A 20,388-nucleotide genomic window follows, 5' to 3' on the forward strand; every position below is an offset into this window, starting at 1 on the left:
CGCGCCACCCGCTCGGGGGTGTGCTAGAATGGGGGGGCCCGTCATGGGCCCGTGTTTCCGCGACCAATGGGGTTTGGCCCGATAATTGATGCGCCCGTGAGACGCTCCATCCCATCCAAACGCCCGGCGCCCGGCGCCGGCCGAAGCTCCGCCAAGCGCCCGATCTGGCCGATCATCGGGGCGCTGGCCGCGCTGCCCGTGTTCTTCGTCGGCGGCATGGTCGCCGGCGAGATCGCCAAGTCCATGGTCTCGACCCGGGTGGTCGAGATGTCCTCGGACTCGCCGCTCGCAGCCAGCAGCGCCGATCAGATCAGGCTCGATCTCAGCAACGAGGCGCGGATCGCCGTCCTCGACCCGGCCTCCATCCGCATGGAGCTCGCCCGCGGCTGGGAGCACGAGCGCGTCGCCTTCCAGGACCCCACCGGCCTGCTGTACTTCAGCGGCCCGTTCTTCGAGGAGCGCAAGGGCGAGAACGACTACTACGCCCGCGCCATCGGGGACCTCTACTTCGACGATCACCTGGAGCTTGCGACCCCCGCCAGCCGCGGCTTCGCCGATCGCCGGTACTACATGGCCCTCAGGCGCTCTGGCAGCATCGAGTTCGGCTACAGCGGCTGGCGCCCCGGCTACGAGGAGAAGTACGTGGCCTTCATCGGCGGCCTCGGCTACCTCTACAGCCCCTACGACGTGGCTCCCGACTACAGCGACCCCTACACCGGCCTCAAGCAGGAGCTCCACAACATGATCCCGCGCGAGCGCCTTTTGGTGGGACGCGACGCCGAGGGACACCTGGTGGTCATGAAGACCCTGCCCATGCCGCTCACGACCGCCAGCTGGCTTGCCAAGAGCAAGGGCCTGGTCGAGGCCTACTACCTGGACCAGGGCAACAAGGCGCGCTTCATCGTGCCCGGGCGGGTCGAGGACACCCCGCGCTACAACATGCCCTACATGCTGCGGATCTCGGACAAGGCGAGCCCCCCCATGCTCTTCTCGCCCCCGCCTCCCCTCGACGAGTACCAGCTCCACCACAAGAAGCGCAAGCCGCGCCCCAAGAAGACGCCCGTCCCGTCGGCCGTGCCGAGCACGGCGCCCACCGAGGCGCCCGCCGAGGCCCCGCCGGGCGTGGACGAGCCCGTCGCGACCCCGGCGATGCCGGGCATCGACGAGACGACCCCTGCCCCGAACTCCATCGACGAGCCCGCGCTTCCCCAGTAACCAAAAAAACACCCGCCGGCACGAATGCCGGCGGGTGTTTCGCTTGTTCGGGGTCTTACTTGACCGCGGCGAGCTTCTTGAGGCGCTCGACCACCAGGTCGCCGATCTCGGCGGTGGTGTTGGCGACGGGCACGCCCGCCGCCTCGAGGGCCGCGACCTTCGCCTCGGCGGTGCCCTTGTTGCCCGAGACGATGGCGCCGGCGTGGCCCATCCGCTTGCCCTTGGGGGCGGTGCGGCCGCCGATGAAGCCCACGACCGGCTTGGTCATGGTCTTGATGTACTCGGCCGCGATCTCCTCGTCCTCGCCGCCGATCTCACCGGCCATGACGACCAGCTCGGTCGCGGGGTCGGCCTCGAAGGCCTTGAGGACGTCGATGAAGCGGGTGCCGATGATGGGGTCGCCGCCGATGCCGACGATCGAGCTCTGGCCGTAGCCGCGGTTGGTCAGGTCCGCCGCGATCTCGTAGGTCAGGGTCCCCGAGCGCGAGACGACGCCCACGGTGCCGGGCTTGAAGATGTGGCCGGGCATGATGCCCATCTTGCACTGGTCGGGGGTGGTGAGGCCGGGGCAGTTGGGGCCGATCAGCTTCGACTTGGGCGAGCGCTGGAGCACCTGGTTGACCTTGATCATGTCGTGCAGGGGAACGCCCTCGGTGATGCAGACGATGAGGGGCATCTCGGCGTCGAGCGCCTCGAGGATCGAGTCCGCGGCGAAGGCGGGGGGCACGAAGATGATGCTGGCGTTGATCGAGGGATGGGCCTTGAGGGCGTCCTTGACCGTGTCGTACACGGGCAGGCCGAAGGCCTCCTGGCCGCCCTTGCCGGGGGTGACGCCGGCGACGATGGTGTTGGGGCCGTAGGCCATCATCTGCTGGGTGTGGAACCCGCCCTCGCGGCCGGTGATGCCCTGGACGAGCACCCGGGTATCCTTGTTGATGAAAATGCTCATGTCGTAATCCTTTTGCTCGGGGCAGTCGTTAGCGGCCGTAGGCCAGGTCGACGACCTTCTTGGCGGCTTCCTGCATGGTGGCGGCCGGGATCAGGTTGGATCCGGCGAGGAGCTTGCGGCCCTCTTCCTCGGCGGTGCCGGAGAGGCGAACCACGATGGGAACCTTGATCTCCATGCCCGAGGTCGCCTCGAGGACGCCCTTGGCGACCTCGTCGCAGCGGGTGATGCCGCCGAAGATGTTGATGAGGACGCCCTTCGGCTTCTCCATCATGACGACTTCGAGGGCGTTCTTGACGACCGAAGCCTTGGCGCCGCCGCCGATGTCGAGGAAGTTCGCGGCAGCGCCGCCCTCACGGCCGACCGCGTCGAGCGTGGTCATGACCAGGCCCGCGCCGTTGCCCATGATGCCGATGTCGCCGTCCAGGTGGACGTAGGTCAGGCCGCGGGTGCGGGCCTCGTCCTCGATGGCGTTGTCCTCTTCCGACTCCTGCCAGGCAGCGAGCTCGGGCTGACGGAACAGGGCGTTCTCGTCGATGTCCATCTTGCAGTCGGCAGCGATGACGGTGCCTTCCTTGGTGACGACCAGGGGGTTGATCTCGGCGAGGGTCGCGTCCGACTGGATGAAGGCCTTGTAGAGGAGCTTCAGGAACTTGGTGTATTCCTTGATGTAGGCGCGATCGAGCTTGGCGTCGAAGATCAGCTGGCGGATCTGGTAGTCGGTGAGGCCCAGGGCGGGGTCGACCCAGATCTTGGCGAGCTTCTCGGGGGTCTTCTCGGCCACCTCTTCGATGTCCATGCCGCCCTCGGCGCTGACCATGACGACGACCTTGCGCGCATCGCGGTCGAAGATCATGCCCAGGTAGTATTCCTTGTCGATGTTGACGCCTTCCTCGACGAGGACCTTCTTGACGATGAGGCCCTTGAGGTCCATCCCGAGGATCTGCTTGCCCATGTCGTAGGCTTCGTTCGGGGTCTTGGCGAGCTTGACGCCGCCGGCCTTGCCGCGGCCGCCGACGTGGACCTGGGCCTTGACGACGACGAGCTTGCCGAACTCGGTGGCGATGTTCTTGACTTCATCAGGCGAATAGGCGACCTGGCCGCGCGGGGTGGGCACGCCGTACTTGGCGAGGACCTGCTTGGCCTGGAACTCATGAATCTTCATGTGGTGGGGATCTCCCTGGTCATGATGGGGCGATGTGGCGCTCAAGAAGAGGGCTGTGCCGCTTCGAGCGCGTCGCGTCCATTCTACCAAGCGCGTCGCCATCCCACAAGGAACGGCGACGCGGCGGCTACGGCAGGATAAACCGGGGTTGTCAGGCGAACAGATCGGCCCGGACGATCGTGGCCTCGCGATCGGGGCCGACCGAGACCATGGCGATCGGCACGCCCGAGAGCGCTTCGAGGCGCTCCAGGTAGGCCCGGGCGTTGGCGGGCAGGTCCTCGTAGCGCCTCGAAGCGCCGGTGGGGGCATTCCAGCCGCTCAGGGTCTCGTAGACGGGCTCGCAGGCCGCCAGGTCCTCCGCGTCGTAGGGAAGCTCGGTGATCGTCTCGCCGTTCAGGCGGTAGGCCACGGCCACCTTGATTTCGTCGAAGCCGTCGAGCACGTCCAGCTTGGTGATGCAGAGGGCGTCCAGCCCGCTCGCGCGCACCGCCAGGCGCATGGCGACCGCGTCGAACCAGCCGCAGCGGCGCGGCCGGCCGGTGGTGGTGCCGTACTCGTGGCCCACGTCGCGCAGGCGATCGCCTTGCTCGTCGAACAGCTCGGTGGGGAAGGGGCCGCCGCCCACGCGGGTGGCGTAGGCCTTCGAGATGCCGAGCACCCGGTCGATGGCGCCGGGGCCGACGCCCGAGCCGACCGCGGCCCCGCCCGCCACCGGGTAGCTGGAGGTCACGAAGGGGTAGGTGCCCATGTCGATGTCGAGCAGGACGCCCTGGGCCCCCTCGAACAGGATGCGATCGCCCCGCTTCAGGGCCTCGTGGAGCAGCAAGGAGGTGTCCGCCACGTGGGGGCGCAGGCGCTCGCCCATGGCGAGCAGGTCGGTCGCCATGGGCTCCAGCGACAGCGGCGCGTGGCAGTGGATCTTCTCGAGGATCTCGTTGACCCGCCCGAGGGCCTCGGCGAGCTTGGCGCGGAACCGCTCGGGCTTGAGCAGGTCCATCACCCGGAAGCCGCGACGCAGGTACTTGTCGCCGTAAGCCGGGCCGATGCCGCGGCCGGTGGTGCCGATCTTGTTGGCGCGGCGCTCCTCGTCGAGCCGGTCCAGCAGCTTGTGGTAGGGCATGATGACGTGAGCGAGCGGGCTCACCGAGAGGTTGTCGAGCGAGAGGTCCTGGGCCCAGAGGCCGTCCAGCTCGGTGATGAAGGCCTCGGGATCGAGCACCGTGCCGTTGCCCACGAAGCAGCGCACCTCGGGGTAGAGGATGCCCGAGGGCACCAGGTGCAGCTTGAGGGTTCGATCGCCCACCACGACCGTGTGGCCGGCGTTGTTGCCGCCGCCGTAGCGAACGACCACGTCGGCGCGCTCCGCGAGCAGGTCCGTGATCTTGCCCTTCCCCTCGTCCCCCCACTGGGCCCCGACGACTGCGACGTTGGCCACGATGCTTCCTGCTTTCTGGCTAGTTAGGCCGGCTCGGCCATGGTGGGCTGGGCGGTCAGGTTCTCGAAGCGGGTGTGCTCCTTCTCGAAGAAGAGCTTGACCGTGCCCACCGGGCCGTTACGGTGCTTGGCGATGATGACCTCGGCGACGTTCTTGTCCAGGCTCTCCTGGTTGTAGTACTCGTCGCGGTAGATGAACATGACGATGTCGGCGTCCTGCTCGATGGCGCCCGACTCGCGAAGGTCCGAGAGCATCGGGTGCTTGTCGGTGCGGCTCTCGACGGCGCGGCTGAGCTGGGACAGGGCGATGATGGGCACGTTCAGCTCGCGCGCCAGCGCCTTGAGGTTGCGCGAGATGGCCGAGATCTCCTGCACGCGGTTGCCGTCCGAGCTGCTGCCGCCGCCGCTCATCAGCTGGAGGTAGTCGATGACGATCAGCCCCAGCTCCTTCTTCTCGAGGGCCTTGAGGCGGCGGGCCTTGCCGCGCACCTCCATGACCGTGATGGCCGGGGTGTCGTCGATGTAGATGGGGCTGGAGGCCAAAGTGCCGATGGCCTCGGTCAGCTTGGGCCAGTCGGTCTCGGACAGGAAGCCGGTCTTGATCCGGTGGGCGTTGATGCGCGCCTCGGAGCAGATGAGGCGCTGCGCCAGCTGCTCCTTCGACATTTCCAGGCTGAAGACCATGACGGGCAGGTCGTTGAGCTTGGCGATGTTCTGGGCCAGGTTGAGCGCGAACGAGGTCTTCCCCATCGCGGGGCGGGCCGCGAGCACGATCATGTCGGAGGCGTGCAGGCCGCTCATCATGTAGTCGAGGTCGTAGTAGCCGGTCGCGTAGCCCATGACGTTGTCTTGATTCTCGTACCGGTGCTCGATGGTCTCGAAGGTGTCGCGCAGGATGTCCTTGATGTGCGAGATGTCCTTGGACGTGCGCCGGCCCTGGGCCACGTCGAAGATGATGCGCTCGGCCTCGTCGATGGTCTCGTCGAGCTTCCCCTTCTGGGAGTAGCCGAGCTCGACGATCTTGGTGCCGCCGGTGATCAGCGCGCGAAGGGCGGCCTTCTCCTCGACGATGCGGGCGTAGTACTCGGCGTTGGCGGCGGTCGGGATCGACGCCGCGAGGTCCATCAGGTAGGTGTAGCCGCCGATCTCGTCCAGGCGATTGGACGTGCGCAGCTCGGTCGAGACCGTGACCAGGTCGACCGGCTCGCCGCGCTCGGCGATCATGAGGATCGTCTCGTAGAGGGTCGCGTGCGCGTGGCGGTAGAAGGACTCCGGCTTGAGGATCTCGGAGACCCGCACCAGGGCGTCGGCCGAGATGAGGAGCGCGCCGAGCACCGACTGCTCGGCCTCGATGCTCTGGGGGGGGATGCGCTCTAGAAGAGGATCGTTCATCTCGGCTCCGGCGAAAAGGGGCATGGACAGAGGAAGCGAGGGCCATGTACCCGCCTCAAGCAGGCGTTAACCCTCGCTTCCGGGGTGTTTACTTTGCCTCGACGACGTGGACGCGCAGCTTGGCGGTCACCTCGGGGTGGACCTTGACGGCGAGGTCGTAGTAGCCGAGGGCGTGGATGGTGCCCTCCATCTCGATCTTGCGCTTGTCGATCTCGAAGCCGGTCTGCTTCTTGGTCTCGAGGGCGATCTCCTTGGAGGTGATGGCGCCGTAGAGGCGGCCGCCCTCGCCCGCCTTGGCCGGGATGGTCACGGTCTTCTCGGCGATCTTGGCGGCGTACTCCTGCATCTCGGCCTTGAGCTTGTCCGCCTTTGCCTGGTCGCGCTTGGCCTTGTCGGCCACGGCCTTGAGGGCCGCGTCGGTGGCCTCGGTGGCGAGGTTGCGCGGCATGAGGTAGTTGCGGCCGTAGCCCTCCGACACCTCCACGACCTGTCCGGCCTTGCCGATGTCCTTGACGTCCTTGTTGAGGATGACGCGCATGAGTGGTCTCCCTATCTAGCGATGGTTAGCGGTAGTTGACGTACTGCAGCTCGATGTCGAGGTCGACGCCCTTCAGCGCGGCGATCACCGACTGGAGGTCGTCCTTGCTCTTGCCGGTGACGCGGATCTGGTCGTCCTGGATCTGCGCCTGGACCTTGAGCTTCTTCTCCTTGATCAGGTTGGTGATCTTCTTGGCGCGGTCCTTGTCGATGCCCTGGCGGATGGTCAGCGTCTGCTTGACCGTGCCGCCGAGCCCCGCCTCGACCTTGCCGTGCTCCAGGCCCTTGAGCGGGATGTTGCGCTTGATCATGCGGTTCTCGAGGATGTCGACGACGTTCTTGAGCTTGAGCTCGTCGGGGGCCTTGACCGAGATGGTCTCCTTCTCGAGCGTCAGCTCGCAGCCGGTGCCTTTCAGGTCGAAGCGGGTCTCGATCTCCTTGTTGGCCTGGTGGATGGCATCGGTCATCGCGGGCATGTCGACCTGCGAAACGATGTCGAACGACGATTCTTTGGACATTTGACGTGATCTCCGCGAGACGTTCTGGGCGCTCACCCGGTCAGCCGGGCGCTTCTATGCGTACAAGGGTTATTCTACCATTCGCCCGCTTCCTTGACGCTCACCCCCCGACTGGGTAGAGTGGAAATTCTGGCTAATCGTGGGTTAAGAGCACCCGATGAGGGTCAAGGCGGGTTGTCGAAGGTGAAGTGGTCGGTGGTCGCCGTCGGGCGCGTCAAGGAGAGCTGGTACCGCGACGCGATCGCGGAGTATCACGGCAGGCTCCAGCACTATCGCCCGTTCGCGATGATCGAGGTGGCCGAAGAGCGCCTGATTCCCGGCCGCGAGGCGCAGGTGATGCGCAAGGAGGCCGAGCGCATCGCTGACGCCTGCCCGCCGGGCCTTCGCATCGCGCTGAGCGAGCGCGGCGCGCGCGTCACCACCAGCCAGCTCACGGACAAGCTCGCGCAGTTCGAGGGGCAGGGCGTCCCTCACCTCTCGTTCGTGCTGGGCGGCCCGCAGGGCCTCGACCCCGACTTCATCCGGTCCTGCCACTGGGAGCTCTCGCTCTCGGGTCTGACCTTCCCCTACCAGCTCGCGCGCCTGGTCCTGGTCGAGCAGCTTTACCGCTGCGAGACGCTGAGGCGCGGCGAGCCTTACCACAAGGCTTAGGCGCATGATGAAACACCCCGTCTCGATCCGGGTCGAGAGCCGCCAGCTCGATGCGGAGGGCACCGAGGCCCGGCTCGAAAACCGCTACGAGGGGACCTGGTACCAGCAGGACAGCTCCGACTACGTGGTCTACCAGGACGAGGGCGTCCAGACCACCCTGCGCTGGGACGCGGACGAGTGGCGCCTGTTCCGTCGCGGGGCGGACCTCGAGGGCTTCCAGCTCTTCCGCCTCGAGCAGCCGACCGAGACCGAGCTGCGGATCCAGACGAGCACCCTGCCGCTGAAAACCGTCACCCACCGCATGCAGGTGACGCCCCTTCCCCGGGGCCGCGAGCTGTCGCTCGACTACACCCTGACCTCCGGGCCCGACCTCATCGGGAACTTCACGCTGATCATCCAACTGACGACTCACGAGGTGGACGAAACCCATGGCTAATGCGACTCCCTCCCGCCCCACGGCGACCATCCGGACCCTCATCGCCGACGCCGTCTCGGACGCCCTGCGCCGGGCGGTCGAGGAGGGCGCTCTGCCCGCCGAGGCCATGACCCAGCCCACCATCGAGAAGCCCCGCGACCCCAAGTTCGGCGACTTCGCGACCAACGTGGCCATGACCCTCGCCAAGCCCGCCAGGAAGGCGCCGGCCGCGATCGCCCGGGCCATCGTCGATCGCATGGGCGAGGACGGCCTCTTCTCGAAGGTCGAGATCGCGAACCCCGGCTTCATCAACGTGACCCTCGAGGACGCGTGGCTCCAGGGCAACGTGAAGGCGATCCTCGAGGCGGGCGAGGCCTACGGCAAGACCGACGTGGCCCATGGCCAGGCGGTCATGATCGAGTACGTCTCGGCCAACCCCACCGGCCCGCTGCACGTGGGCCACGGCCGCTGGGCCGCGCTGGGCAGCACGCTCGCCAACCTCATGAGCGCCGCCGGCTACAAGGTCAGCCAGGAGTTCTACATCAACGACGCCGGCAACCAGATGCTCAACCTGGGCCGCTCGGTCCTCTACCGCATGGAGGGCCGCGCGATCCCCGAGGGCGAGGCGGGCAAGGAATTCTACGGCGGCAGCACCATCTTCGACGTGGCTGGAGCCGCCAAGAACCAGATCGCAGGGGAGCTCGAGGGCCTGGACGAGGCGGCCAAGATCCAGCGCCTGACCCTTTTTGCCCGCGACTACTTCCTCGCCGCCCAGAAGGCGACGCTTGCGCGGATCAAGGTCGGCTTCGACGTGTGGTACAGCGAGACCACCCTGCACCAGAAGGGCGAGGTCCAGAAGGCCATCGCCATCCTGAAGGAGCGCGGGCACATGTTCGAGGAGGGCGGCGCCCTCTGGCTGCGCTCGACCGCCTTCGGCGACGACAAGGACCGGGTCGTGATCCGCGAGAACGGCATGCCCACCTACCTCGCGGCCGACATCGCCTACCACCTGGACAAGCTGCAGCGCACCCCCAAGCTGCTCAACATCTGGGGCGCCGACCACCACGGCTACGTGCCCCGCATGAAGGCCGCGGTCCAGGCCCTCGGCTATCCCGAGGACGCCCTCGAGGTCGTGATCGGCCAGCTCGTCTCGCTCTACCGCGCGGGCGAGCCGGTGCGCATGTCCAAGCGAACCGGCGAGATGGTCACCCTCGACGAGGTCATCGACGAGGTCGGGCCCGACGCGGCGCGCTTCTTCCTCGTCATGCGCAGCGCGGACACCCCGCTCGACTTCGACCTGGAGCTCGCCAAGCAGCAGACCTCGGACAACCCGGTCTTCTACGTCCAGTACGCCCACGCCCGCATCTGCTCGATCCTCCGCAATGCCGAGGAGGCGGGCTTTGCGCCCGAGAGCCTCGAGGGCGCCGACCTGAGCCTGCTGATCCACCCGGACGAGCGCAGCCTCATGCTTCGGCTGGCGAGCTACCCCGACGAGATCGCCAAGGCCGCGCTGGCCCGCGAGCCGCACCGCATCGCGCGCTACGCCCAGGACCTGGCCGCGGACTTCCACCAGTTCTACACCAACTGCCGCGTGCTCAACCCCGCCGAGCCGGAGCTGACCCGTTCGCGCCTCTCGCTCTCGGTGGCGAGCCGCATCACGCTCGCCAGCGCGCTCGGGGGGATCCTCGGCGTCCAGGCGCCCGACCGGATGTAGTCGAAGCCTGATCATGCGAACACGGGACAACGGTGCAGGTTTTCGTTATACTGTCTGCTTGCAGCCGGAGACCCCGATCACAAGAGCGTGTGCGTGATGGAAACCTCGAAGCCGAAAGCCCCCACCGTCAAGGTCACGCTGAAGCAGCGTGGCCTCGAGGCCTGGGCCAAGATCACCCCCGCCGAGCCCGTCTCCTACGACGTGGTTCGCTCGGCCTTGCGCGAGCAGGGAGTGCGCGAGGGCATCGACGAGGCCGCCCTGGCCGCGCTGTGCGAGGCCCCCGAGAACGGCGAGACCCTCGTCGCGAACGGAGTCCCGCCCACGCCGGGCGAGAACGCCCGGATCGACTACCTCTTCCTCACCGAGGACGCGGGCTTCAACCCCCTGGTCGATCAGTTCGACCGGGCCGACTACCGCGAGGTCGCGCTGATCCAGAACGTCGTGCCGGGGCAGCTGCTCGCCCGCAAGACCCCGCCCACCGCGGGCGTCGCCGGGCGCGCCGTGACCGGCGAGCCCATCCCCGCAGCACCCGGCAAGGACGTCCACATCCTCGCCGGCAAGAACGTCGAGCTCTCCGCCAACAAGCTCGAGGCCTACGCGACCGTGACGGGCATCCCCAAGGTCGCCAAGAACCGCCTCAACGTCCTGCCCATCTTCCAGGTCAACGACGTGGACTTCTCGACGGGCAACATCAACTTCCAGGGCTCGGTCCAGATCCGCGGCAGCGTCAACCCGGGCTTCGCCGTCAAGGCGACCGAGGACGTCACGATCGACGGCAACGTGGAGCAAGCGACCATCGAGTCCGGCGGCACGATCCGGGTCCGGGGCGGCGTCCGCTCGGCCGCGCATCTTCAGGCCCAGGAGGATGTGGAGGTGCGGTTCTGCGATTCCGAGTCGATCCTCGAGGCGCAGAGGGGGATCCTCGTCAAGGGCGACTCCCTGCACTGCACCCTCAAGGCGGGGCTGCGCATCGTGGTGGAGAACCGCCTGATCGGTGGCACGGCCCGCGCGGGGGAGTACATCCAGGCGAGCATCGCCGGGACCCGCGCCGAGACCCCCACCACGGTGGAGCTGGTCCAGGTCGGCAGCCAGGAGGAGCTCGAGCAGCTGAACGAGACGATCGCCGAGGTCGAGCAGAAGCTTTCGCAGGTCTCTGGCCGCATCCAGGCCCTGATGCGCGACCCCAAGGCGGGCGGTCCGGCCGACCTCCAGCGCCTGACCCCCGTCAAGATCACCCTCAACCTCCAGCTGGCGCAGCTCAAGACGCGCCACAAGCAGATGACCCAGCGCGAGTCCGGGCTGGAGCAGCCGCGCTTCGTGGTCAAGAGCGAGCTCTTCCCCGGGGTCACGGTGCGCTTCGTCACCCGCGAAGGCGAGCGGGCCCAGCGCATCGTGAACAAGCAGTTCGCGGCCACCGCCCGCTTCGTCGAAGGGGAGATCGAGATCTGAGCGCGCCGCTGCTCGACGCCCTCCTTCGCTACCACGATCATCCCTGGGCCCCCTTCCACACCCCCGGCCACAAGCACGGTCGCGCGGCCGACCCCGACGCCCTTCGCCTGTTGGGGGAAGGGGCCTTCGCGCGCGACCTGACCGAGCTGGACGAGACCGACAGCCTGCATGCCCCCGAGGGGGTCATCGCCGAGGCGCAGGTGCTCGCCGCGCGCGCCTTCGGCGCCGACCAGACCCACTTCCTGGTCAACGGCTCGACCGGCGGCATCCACGCCATGGTCATGGCCGCGGTGGCGCCCGGCGAGGCGATCGCCCTGTCTCGCGCCTCCCACCTCTCGGTCCTGGGGGCCGTGGTGCTCGCCGGGGCTCGGCCCGTCTTCGCGGGGGCGAGCTGGGATGCCGACTGGCAGCTTCCCCTTCCTCCCTCGACCGCCGCGCTCGAGGCCGCCTTCGAGGCGCAAGCGGGCCTGCGCGCGGTGCTCGTCACGCGCCCCGACTACTTCGGGCGCGCGGTGTCGCTTTCGCCCTACGCCGAGGCCTGCCGCAGGCACGACCGCCTCCTGCTGGTGGACGAGGCCCACGGGGCGCACCTGGGGCTCGATCCGCGCCTTCCCGCTTCGGCCCTCGCTCAGGGGGCGGACGCCGCGGTGCAGTCCACCCACAAGCTGCTCTCGGGGTTGACCCAGGCCTCCATGCTGCACCTCAAGGGGGATCGCCTCGCGAGCGCGCGCGTGCGCAAGATGCTGCGCCTCTTGCAGACCACCAGCCCGTCCTACCTCCTGATGGCCTCGCTCGACGCGGCCCGGCGCCACCGCCAGACCCGCGGAGCGGCCGAATGGCAAGAGGCGATCGCGCTGATCGACGAGGCCCGCGAGCGCCTTGACCGGCACGGCGTCCCCTGCCTGGGCCCCGGCCACGGCCCGGCGGGCGAGTGGGACCCCGCCAAGCTCATCGTGGATCTCTCGGGCACCGGCCACGACGGCTACGGGGTGGCCGACCACCTGCACGATTTCTTCCACGTGCAGGTCGAGCTCGCCACCCCGCGCTACCTGGGGGCCCTCGCGGGCCCGGGCAACACCCGCGAGGAGCTGGATCGGCTGGTGGACGGGATCCTCTCGGCCCTTTTTCTGCCCGCGCAGAAGGCCGGCGCCTTCCCCGAGGTTCCCCCCGATCCCGAGCTGGTCGTGCTGCCGCGCGACGCGCACCTGGGGCCGTCGCGAGGCGTCCCGTTCGCCCAGGCCGAAGGCGAGATCGCCGCCGAGTGGGTCTGCCCCTACCCTCCCGGCGTGCCGGCCCTCATCCCGGGCGAGCGCATCACCAGGCAGGTGCTAGAATACTTGAATGCCCTTCGAGCGCTCGGCGCCGAGTTCGTCGGCCCCGAAGCCCCCGACCTGGAGACCCTGCAAGTATGCGCGCCCCGCACCGCTCTCACCCCCTGCTGAAGCCCGATCGCCGTTACTTCAAGCTGATCTGCGGGGCGAACCTCACCGACTATCCCCAGCTGCGCTACCTGAGCGCCGTGTACGCGCTGGCCGGCTGCGACCTGATCGACGTGGCGGCCACCCCCGAGGCGGTCGATGCCGCCATGGCCGGCCTCGATGACGCCAGGGCGATCGCCGCGGCCTTCCCGGGGGCCACCGAGCCCGTCGTCATGGTCAGCGTCACCGCCTCGGACGATCCCCACTGCCGGCTCGCCGTCAAGATCGCCGAGCGCTGCTCGTGGGTCTGCCCCCACTGCCGCGACGCTTGCCCGCACGGCGCCATCGACGAGGGGTTCCACATCCTCGCCGACAAGTGCGTCGGCTGCGACCTGTGCGTCAGCGCCTGCCCCTACGAGGCCATCGAGATGGCCCATGTCCCCTTCAACCCCTCCTTGACCCAGCTCTGGGAGAGGGGGGCCCGTGCGCTCGAGCTTCACACGGGCGCCGGCGATCGCGCCGAGCTCGCCACCTGGCAAAAGAGCTGCCAGGAATGGGTCGAGAAGGGCGGCCTCTTCTCGCTCAGCCTCAACGCCGTGCAGATGACGCCCCAGGAGGCCGCCTCGCTCGCCTCGCACCTGGGGGAGTGGTTCCCCCACGACCGGATCGTGATCCAGGCGGACGGCAAGCCCATCAGCGGCACCGCCGGGCGCGAGTCGACCCTGCCTGCGATCGCCTTCTCCGAGGCGCTCTTGGCGACCGGCCTGAGCGACGCGGTCCAGCCCGCGGGCGGCGCCAACGACCAGACGGGGCTGGTTGCGAGCGAGCGTCAGGCCGCGATCGCGGGCGTTGGCATCGGCAGCTACGCGAGGTGTATAATCGCCGGCAAAACCGAGGCGCAGCGGGCCCTGCAACGAAGAGATCCCGGCGCGCCGCTGGATGCCGTGACGCTCGCGGACATCCAGCGCGCCCGCCAGCTCGTCCAGTCGGTGAACCGAAGCGCCCGCGGCTTAGAAGACCAGGAGGCGTAGGATGTCCAAGCAACGCGAGCAGAACATCACCGACAACCTCACCCAGATGTTCGAGATCCTGCCCCCGGCCCTCGCCAGCCACCTCCAGGCCCTGAGCGACCGCGAGCAGCTGGTCGAGGTGGTGATGGACCTGGGGCGCATCCCCGAGGCGCGCCTGCCTCATCACGGGGTGGACCTGGGCGAGGCCCCGGTCACCCGCGAGGACCTGGACCACGTCATCAAGCGGGTGGGCGCCTTCTCGGGCGACAACCGGGCGGGCATCGAGCGCACCCTGCACCGCATCTCGGCCATCCGCAACAGGCAGGGGCTTATCGTGGGCCTCACCTGCCGCGTGGGCCGCTCGGTGCTCGGCACCATCGACATCATGCGCGATCTGGTCGAGAGCGGCCGATCCATCCTGATGCTCGGCCCCCCCGGCGTCGGCAAGACGACCAAGCTGCGCGAGATCGCGCGGGTGCTCTCGACCGACCTCAAGAAGCGCGTGGTCGTCATCGACACCTCCAACGAGATCGCAGGCGACGGCGACATCCCCCACCCGGCCATCGGCCGCGCCCGGCGCATGCAGGTGCCGACCCCGGCGCTGCAGCACGCGGTCATGATCGAGGCCGTCGAGAATCACATGCCCGAGGTCATCGTCATCGACGAGATCGGCACCGAGCAGGAGGCCCTGGCCGCCCGTACCATCGCCGAGCGCGGGGTCCAGCTCATCGGCACCGCCCACGGCAACTCGCTCGAGAACCTCCTGATGAACCCCACCCTCTCGGATCTGGTCGGCGGCATCCACACCGTCACCCTCTCCGACGAGGAGGCCCGCCGCCGCGGCACCACCAAGAGCATCCAGGAGCGCAAGGCGCCGCCCACCTTCGACATCGCCGTCGAGCTCCAGGACCGGGACCGGCTGGCCGTCCACCAGGACGTGGGCGACGTGATCGACCAGATGCTCAGAGGCTACCTGCCGAGCCCCGAGCTGCGTCAGGTGACCAGCGCGGGCAAGGTCGAGATCCAGCAGGCGAAGGTCGAGGACCTCTCGCGCCTGGCGACGGCGCTGACCGGCGAGGTCGGGGCGACCATCCGGATCTACCCCTACGCCGTGAGCCGCTCGCAGCTCGAGCGGGTGGTGAAGAGCCTGCGCATGCCGGTCGAGCTGACCCGAAGCCTGCGCGACGCGGACGCCCTCTTGATCCTCAAGGCCTACGTCAAGAGCGCCAGCCGGGTGCTCTCCGACGCCGAGGAGCGCCAGATCCCGACCTACGTGGTCAAGGCCAACACCATCCCCCAGATCCAGAAGAGCCTGCGCGAGGTCCTTCACCTGGACGTGCAGGTCCTCGAGCGCGGCGACGAGACCGACGCCCTCAAGGAGGCCCGCCAGGCCATCGACCATGCGCTCGCCAGCGGCCAGACCGTCGAGCTGCGCCCGCGCAGCTCGCACCTGCGCAAGCTCCAGCACGAGCTCGCCAGTCGCTACCAGCTCACCACCCAGAGCACCGGCGAGGAGCCGAACCGCCGGGTGATGATCTACCCGGCCGAGCTCTTCGACTGAGAAAGATCCGGCGAGCCGCCCGCTTGACTTTGGCAGGCGGCTCGCTTACGCTTCGTAAGTTATCGCTTACATGAAGTAAGCACATGATCGAGACAAGTGATCGAGAGGTGAACCCCATGACCCCGCCGCCCTCCCTTCTGCCCTCCGAGGCGATCGCCACCCGGGCGCTCAGCGTCCTCGAAGCCGCCGAGCAGCGTCACTCCATCCGCAAGTACCAGCCCGTTCCCGTGCCGCAGGAGCACCTGCGCGAGATGGTTCGCCTGGCGGGGCTCGCCCCCTCGGCCTTCAACGCCCAGCCCTGGCGCTTCGTCGCGGTGCAGGACTCCGCTCTGAAGGCGCAGCTGCACGAGGCGGCGTTCAAGCAGGCGCAGGTGCTCTCGGCGCCGGCGGTGATGGTGCTCTACACCGACATGGAGGACACCCTGGCGACCCTCGACGAGGTCCTTCACCCGGGCCTGCCGGAGGAGCGCAGGGCGGCCACGAAGGCCGGCATCACCTCCTCGTTCGCGGCCAAGAGCGAGGGCGAGCGCGAGGCGTGGGCCGCCGCCCAGGGGCACATCGCGCTGGGTTACCTGGTGCTCGCGGCCCAGTCGCTGGGCTATGCCACCTCGGTGATGGGGGGCTTCGAGCCCGAAAAGGTCAAGCAGCTCCTCGGCCTGCCCGCTCATGTCTCGATCCCTGCCCTGGTGGCCGTCGGGGTGGCGGACGAGGCGGGCTTCCCCACGCATCGCCACGGGCTGGACCGCATCCTGAGCATTCGCTGAGCGGTCCGGCGCGCTTGGGCGAATGGCTTGCCTCCTCGTCGGGTATAGTTCGCTAGAACGACCCTTCGAGGAGGTGCCTCGCATGGCGCGATCCGTTTCCCGCTGCCTCCATGGCCTCGCCCTTGCCGGCTCGCTGCTGGCCGTGACGGCCTGCGCCGAGAATCCTCCCCTTCCCGCGAGTACGCTCTCGAGCGACCCTTTCTCCCAGGTCGGGCGCGGGGCGGCCGCCCTCCAGCAGGCCGCGGGCATGTCGGGGGACGCCACCAGCGCGGGCCTCACGACCGTCGCCCCCCTCACCACGGTCGCGCCGCTCACGACCGTGGCCCCCTACCGGGTCGCGGGCCTGCCCGAGCCCGAGGTCGAGGACGAGGGCCCGTACAGCACCCGCTACGCCTTCACCCAGGTCTTCGAGGGCACGAGCCAGAGTGCTCCCGGTCTCGTTCCGAGCGGCGTCTACCGCAGCGAGCGCCATGCGACCTACACCACCCGCAACGCGGGCGAGGAGACCGTCGAGCAGGGCACGGCGGTGCGCCGCTTCGACCTGTCCCAGCGCACGGCCAGCTTCACCCTCGAGGTCCTCGACGCGCGCAAGGTCACGACCTCCATGCGCCGCTTGCCGGGCGTCTACGGCACCTTCGGCACTCAGACCCTGACGGCGACCGAGGACATCCGCGCCATGACCGTCTATCACCAGCCTGAAGGGGCCGCGAGCACCTCCTTGACCGTGGCTGCGATCGATCGCTACGAGGCGGGCGAGGGGATCGACCTCGCCGCGCGGATCGCAGGCCGGGGGGCGCGCACCGCCCGCGCCATCACCGTGCGAGGGACCCTTCCTGACGCTCAGCCCGTCTACCTCAAGCAGGTCCGGCTTACCACCGCCACCGGCCAGGTGCGCACCTTCGAGGGCGACGTGGCCCTCGGCGGGGCGGGAAAGTTCAAGGTCGCAAGCAAGTTGGAGGCCACCGTGGCCGAGCGCGCGCGCGTCCCGAGCGCCCTTGCCGGGAACGTCACCCTGTCGAGCGAGGACGCAGGCGGCGTCGCGATCTCCGATCTGGTCGTCAAGGACTTCGTCTGTCACCCCGACTTCAGGACCATCGACGTCAAGGGCGAGCTGCGCAACCCGCGCGGCGACAAGACCGGCACCTACGTCGGCCAGATCAACCTGGGCACCGGCAAGTGGCTGGGCAGCTACGAGGTTCTCGGCCAGGGCAAGAAGACCCTGGATCTCACCGGGGTGATGGAGCAGCTCTTCTAATCAAAAGGGCAATCAATAGTCGAACGCCCTCGCGCACACGCGAGGGCGTTCGACTGGGCGTTACTGGGCGGAAGCCGTGGCGGTTTCGACCTTGCTGTAATCCGCGTAGACCTTGACGGCGTTGGGCTTGAGGATGACCTTGCTGCCCGCGCTCACCATCGATTGCTTCGCATTGAAGGCGAACTTCAGGTCCGTCTTGTAGCCCTCCCGGATCTCGAAGCCTTGCTTGATGTAAAGGCGCCCGGAGGGCAGGAAGTACTCGCCGGTCTTCACGGAGGCGCTTGCATCCACCGCGTCGTAGGAGCCGCCACCGGTCAGGCGGATCTGGTCGTACTTGCCCGCTTTCAGGGGATCCTCACCGAACGATACCGAATTGGCCGCCAGCTTGGCCAGGTCGATGGCGTTCGCGTTCTCGACCGGGAGGACGATCCACTTGCCGTCCTCCGCCGTGGCTTCGGTGTCACCGGCATCAGAGGCGTTCACCTCGCTCTGATCCGCCGACGTTCCCGTGATATCGGCAGGCGCTTGCTGCTTCTGCGCATCGGCGAGCTCGCCGGCGTAGTGCAGCTCGATCTTCGTCGGCTTGAAGAGAATGGTGTTGAAGGTCAGCTCGGTCGCCGCGAAGTTGCCCGTGGCAGGCTTGTTGTTGGCCGCATCGTTCGCAGCCTGAACCGTGTACCCCTCGCCGGCGAAGCCGAAGTTCATCGTCCCGGTCGCGCTGCTCTCAGGAGCGCCAGACGTTCCAGGCAGGCTCGTGCATCCAGCGACGATCACGATGGAACCGGCAAGAGTGAGGCCGAAAAGCCGCTTCAACATTGCATCCTCCTTTGAAAGTGGCGCGAATCCCTCGCTGCAACTCTTATAGCATCGCCCAAAAAGCCGAACAACCGCCATTTCCGCGATCGCAGGTACGCCATTTGGCCTATTCGCGGCTCGGGCTGCAAGGTGAGGCGACCTCTGGGGGGCAAAACGAAGGGGGCGGCGCGAAAGCGCCGCCCCCCTTCCCTTGAAAGGGACTACTTGGAAGCCTTGCTGCTCGTAGGAGCGGCGGGCTTTTCGGTTTCGATCTCGACCCGGGTCACCTGGGGTGCGCGGGTGGCGACCGGCTTCGTGCTCGTGGCGAGCGGCATCAGGCGGTTGGTGACGGTCTTGGTGGTTTCCAAGGTCAGGTCCACCTGGTTGCGAAGGGACGCGATGCCCTCCATCGTCATGCGGGTGCTGACGCCGATGAAGTCAGCCTTCTTGCCCTCTTCGGAAATCGTGTTGACGACTTCCTTGGCGGCTTCGAGGCTGCCGTCGGCGACGGCCTTGGCCTTGCCGAAGAAGTCGAGCCCGTTGGGCTCGGCGCTCAGCTTGACGACCTTCTTCGTGTTGTCGATCGCCGTGTCGAGAACGCGGCGGGTCACGCCGACGATATCGACGCGGCTCATCTCTTCCGAGGTGCGATCGACGTACGTCTTCAGGTTGTCGAGGCTCCCGGTGACGAACTTCGTGCTGGACTCCGTGAGATCTTTGACCAAGCTAGCCATTTCAATACCCTCCATCTGGTATGTACTTGTTGATGCGTTGACACCAAGGGTTGGAGAGGTGGGGAGGGTGGCATGCGAGACCGCCTCGCCAAGCGAGGTGAGCGCGCTTCTCATGCGGTCGGCCTGTCCCTTGATCAGATCGACCACCTGAGCTGCAGCCGTGCCGTCGGCCTGGGCGCCGGGGTTGTACCCGACGCCTGCGAACCGGATCGTCTCCGACCAGATCGCGGTTTGGGCGATGTTGCGGGCCGCGTTGAGGTCCGCGTGGGCGTGGTAGCCGCACGCGCACCGGTAGGCGCGGCCGCGCCTGTTGCCCGGTTGAACGACCCCGCAGGCATAGCACCGCTGCGAGGACTCGAAGCCGTTGACCGCCATGACCGGGATCCCGCGAAGCTCGGCTTTGCGGGAGACCAGCCGCTGGATGCGGCGGTAGGCGTCGATCTCGCGGGCGGAACCCGGAGTCGTTTGGGGAGGGAGTAAAGGGGGGGGCGAGGCAAAGGTCTCGAACTTGATGAGGGCACCCTTGTCGCGCGAGGCGAAGGCCACCAGGGCATTGGCGAGGGTGCGATCGGCGTGGACCGTGTAGCGCTCGCGCTTGGCCACGACGTGGCGCAGGGCGCGGCGGTTGCCGCCCGCTTCGAGGCGCTCGATCACCTTGTCGTAGCGCCTCAGGCGGTGCTCGTGGGCCCTGCCCGAGAGGAAGAGGCGGCGGTTGGAGCCGGGGGCCACGGCCACCGCGCGGTGCCTGCGGCCGAGATCGACGCCCACCACCGCGTGGCTCGCGTCAGGCACCGGCACGTCGTTGAGGTAGGTCGCCGCGAAGAACCAGCGCCCGCGCCGCTGGTAAAGGCGCCCCTCCAGGGGGATGCCCGCGTGCATCAGGCGCTGCAGGGCCTCGGTCTGGGCCATGGGCACGAGCACCGGCACGGTGATGGGGTGGCCGAGCACCGGGATGGTGAGCTTCCAGCGCCCCTCGGTGCAGGTGAGCTGCCAGTCCTGGTCGCCGAAGACGACCGGGGCGTAGGGCTTGAACCTGGGAAGGGGCGATCGCTCGGTGCGCGACTTGGCGGCCTTGAGCTGGCCCTGGATCATGCGGGTCAGGGGGTGGTCGAGGCCCGAGGGGAAGAGGCGCTCGATGGCCTCGAAGGCGCCGCGTTCCAGAAGCTCGAAGGCGCTGCGGGCCAGGGCGGGGGTCGGCGAGACCGTCTCCATCGCATCCAGCGATCCCCGGACCATGGCGACGGCCAGCTCGTTGGCGATCCGGTTGAACTCGACCTGCATCTGCCGGAACGCCTGCTGCTTGGCAAGCGTCGGGGCGTGCAGTTCGAGGGTGATCGTCCGGGCCACCGAGGGATCCTCACGCAACCGAGGGGGCGTCGCTCCGATTATAGCACCCTCGCTCGGGTTCTTGCGTC

At 68.1% G+C, this 20,388-nt stretch carries 18 protein-coding genes; 10 read left to right on the forward strand and 8 right to left on the reverse strand.

Annotated elements, in window-relative coordinates; translation table 11 throughout:
- Positions 1 to 96: 96 nt before the first annotated feature.
- Positions 97 to 1,215, forward strand: coding sequence for a hypothetical protein (locus V6D00_00650; GenBank protein ID HEY9897663.1), 1,119 nt, complete (start codon positions 97 to 99; stop codon positions 1,213 to 1,215).
- A 55-nt stretch (positions 1,216 to 1,270) separates the two neighbouring features.
- On the opposite strand, the gene sucD is transcribed toward V6D00_00650, so the two are convergent.
- The 6 genes from sucD to V6D00_00680 form a co-directional block, all read right to left on the reverse strand.
- The gene (sucD, locus tag V6D00_00655; GenBank protein HEY9897664.1) at positions 1,271 to 2,164 is read right to left on the reverse strand and encodes a succinate--CoA ligase subunit alpha; all 894 of its coding nucleotides are present in this window, start codon (positions 2,162 to 2,164) and stop codon (positions 1,271 to 1,273) included.
- Positions 2,165 to 2,192: 28 nt separating this feature from the next.
- Positions 2,193 to 3,326, reverse strand: coding sequence for an ADP-forming succinate--CoA ligase subunit beta (gene sucC / locus V6D00_00660; protein ID HEY9897665.1), 1,134 nt, complete (start codon positions 3,324 to 3,326; stop codon positions 2,193 to 2,195).
- A 151-nt stretch (positions 3,327 to 3,477) separates the two neighbouring features.
- Positions 3,478 to 4,761 carry an adenylosuccinate synthase gene (locus tag V6D00_00665; protein ID HEY9897666.1) on the reverse strand — a complete coding sequence of 428 codons (1,284 nt, stop codon included), beginning with the start codon at positions 4,759 to 4,761 and terminating at the stop codon, positions 3,478 to 3,480.
- 23 nt (positions 4,762 to 4,784) lie between these two features.
- Positions 4,785 to 6,152, reverse strand: coding sequence for a replicative DNA helicase (gene dnaB, locus V6D00_00670; protein HEY9897667.1), 1,368 nt, complete (start codon positions 6,150 to 6,152; stop codon positions 4,785 to 4,787).
- Positions 6,153 to 6,240: 88 nt separating this feature from the next.
- Positions 6,241 to 6,690, reverse strand: a complete 450-nt coding sequence (gene rplI, locus V6D00_00675) for a 50S ribosomal protein L9 (GenBank protein ID HEY9897668.1) — start codon at positions 6,688 to 6,690, stop codon at positions 6,241 to 6,243.
- A 25-nt stretch (positions 6,691 to 6,715) separates the two neighbouring features.
- Positions 6,716 to 7,207, reverse strand: a complete 492-nt coding sequence (locus V6D00_00680) for a YajQ family cyclic di-GMP-binding protein (GenBank protein HEY9897669.1) — start codon at positions 7,205 to 7,207, stop codon at positions 6,716 to 6,718.
- Positions 7,208 to 7,390: 183 nt separating this feature from the next.
- On the opposite strand from V6D00_00680, the gene V6D00_00685 reads away from it, so the two are divergent.
- From V6D00_00685 to V6D00_00725, 9 genes are all read left to right on the forward strand, one after another.
- Positions 7,391 to 7,858, forward strand: coding sequence for a 23S rRNA (pseudouridine(1915)-N(3))-methyltransferase RlmH (locus V6D00_00685; GenBank protein HEY9897670.1), 468 nt, complete (start codon positions 7,391 to 7,393; stop codon positions 7,856 to 7,858).
- A gap of 7 nt (positions 7,859 to 7,865) precedes the next feature.
- Positions 7,866 to 8,294, forward strand: coding sequence for a DUF1934 domain-containing protein (locus V6D00_00690; protein ID HEY9897671.1), 429 nt, complete (start codon positions 7,866 to 7,868; stop codon positions 8,292 to 8,294).
- The gene (gene argS / locus V6D00_00695) at positions 8,287 to 9,987 is read left to right on the forward strand and encodes an arginine--tRNA ligase (protein ID HEY9897672.1); all 1,701 of its coding nucleotides are present in this window, start codon (positions 8,287 to 8,289) and stop codon (positions 9,985 to 9,987) included. Before V6D00_00690 ends, argS begins: the two co-directional genes overlap by 8 nt.
- 96 nt (positions 9,988 to 10,083) lie before the next feature.
- Positions 10,084 to 11,436, forward strand: coding sequence for a FapA family protein (locus V6D00_00700; protein HEY9897673.1), 1,353 nt, complete (start codon positions 10,084 to 10,086; stop codon positions 11,434 to 11,436).
- Positions 11,437 to 11,444: 8 nt separating this feature from the next.
- Positions 11,445 to 12,878, forward strand: a complete 1,434-nt coding sequence (locus tag V6D00_00705; GenBank protein ID HEY9897674.1) for an aminotransferase class I/II-fold pyridoxal phosphate-dependent enzyme — start codon at positions 11,445 to 11,447, stop codon at positions 12,876 to 12,878.
- On the forward strand, positions 12,845 to 13,885 hold the full coding sequence (locus tag V6D00_00710) for an LdpA C-terminal domain-containing domain (protein ID HEY9897675.1): 1,041 nt from the start codon (positions 12,845 to 12,847) through the stop codon (positions 13,883 to 13,885). The genes V6D00_00705 and V6D00_00710 overlap by 34 nt, the downstream gene beginning before the upstream one ends.
- 1 nt (position 13,886) lies before the next feature.
- A complete protein-coding gene (locus tag V6D00_00715) occupies positions 13,887 to 15,425 on the forward strand; it encodes a R3H domain-containing nucleic acid-binding protein (protein ID HEY9897676.1) in 1,539 nt (512 codons plus the stop codon).
- 83 nt (positions 15,426 to 15,508) lie between these two features.
- Entirely contained in the window at positions 15,509 to 16,189 is a 681-nt protein-coding gene (locus V6D00_00720) for a nitroreductase family protein (GenBank protein HEY9897677.1), read from the forward strand.
- A gap of 82 nt (positions 16,190 to 16,271) precedes the next feature.
- Positions 16,272 to 17,444, forward strand: a complete 1,173-nt coding sequence (locus tag V6D00_00725) for a hypothetical protein (GenBank protein HEY9897678.1) — start codon at positions 16,272 to 16,274, stop codon at positions 17,442 to 17,444.
- Positions 17,445 to 17,504: 60 nt separating this feature from the next.
- On the opposite strand, the gene V6D00_00730 is transcribed toward V6D00_00725, so the two are convergent.
- The gene (locus V6D00_00730; GenBank protein HEY9897679.1) at positions 17,505 to 18,260 is read right to left on the reverse strand and encodes a DUF4382 domain-containing protein; all 756 of its coding nucleotides are present in this window, start codon (positions 18,258 to 18,260) and stop codon (positions 17,505 to 17,507) included.
- A 200-nt stretch (positions 18,261 to 18,460) separates the two neighbouring features.
- Positions 18,461 to 20,320 carry a transposase gene (locus tag V6D00_00735; protein HEY9897680.1) on the reverse strand — a complete coding sequence of 620 codons (1,860 nt, stop codon included), beginning with the start codon at positions 20,318 to 20,320 and terminating at the stop codon, positions 18,461 to 18,463.
- Between the last annotated feature and the right edge of the window lie 68 nt (positions 20,321 to 20,388).

It is taken from the genome of Pantanalinema sp., from assembly GCA_036704125.1.
Classification (GTDB): Bacteria; Cyanobacteriota; Sericytochromatia; order S15B-MN24; family UBA4093; genus JAGIBK01.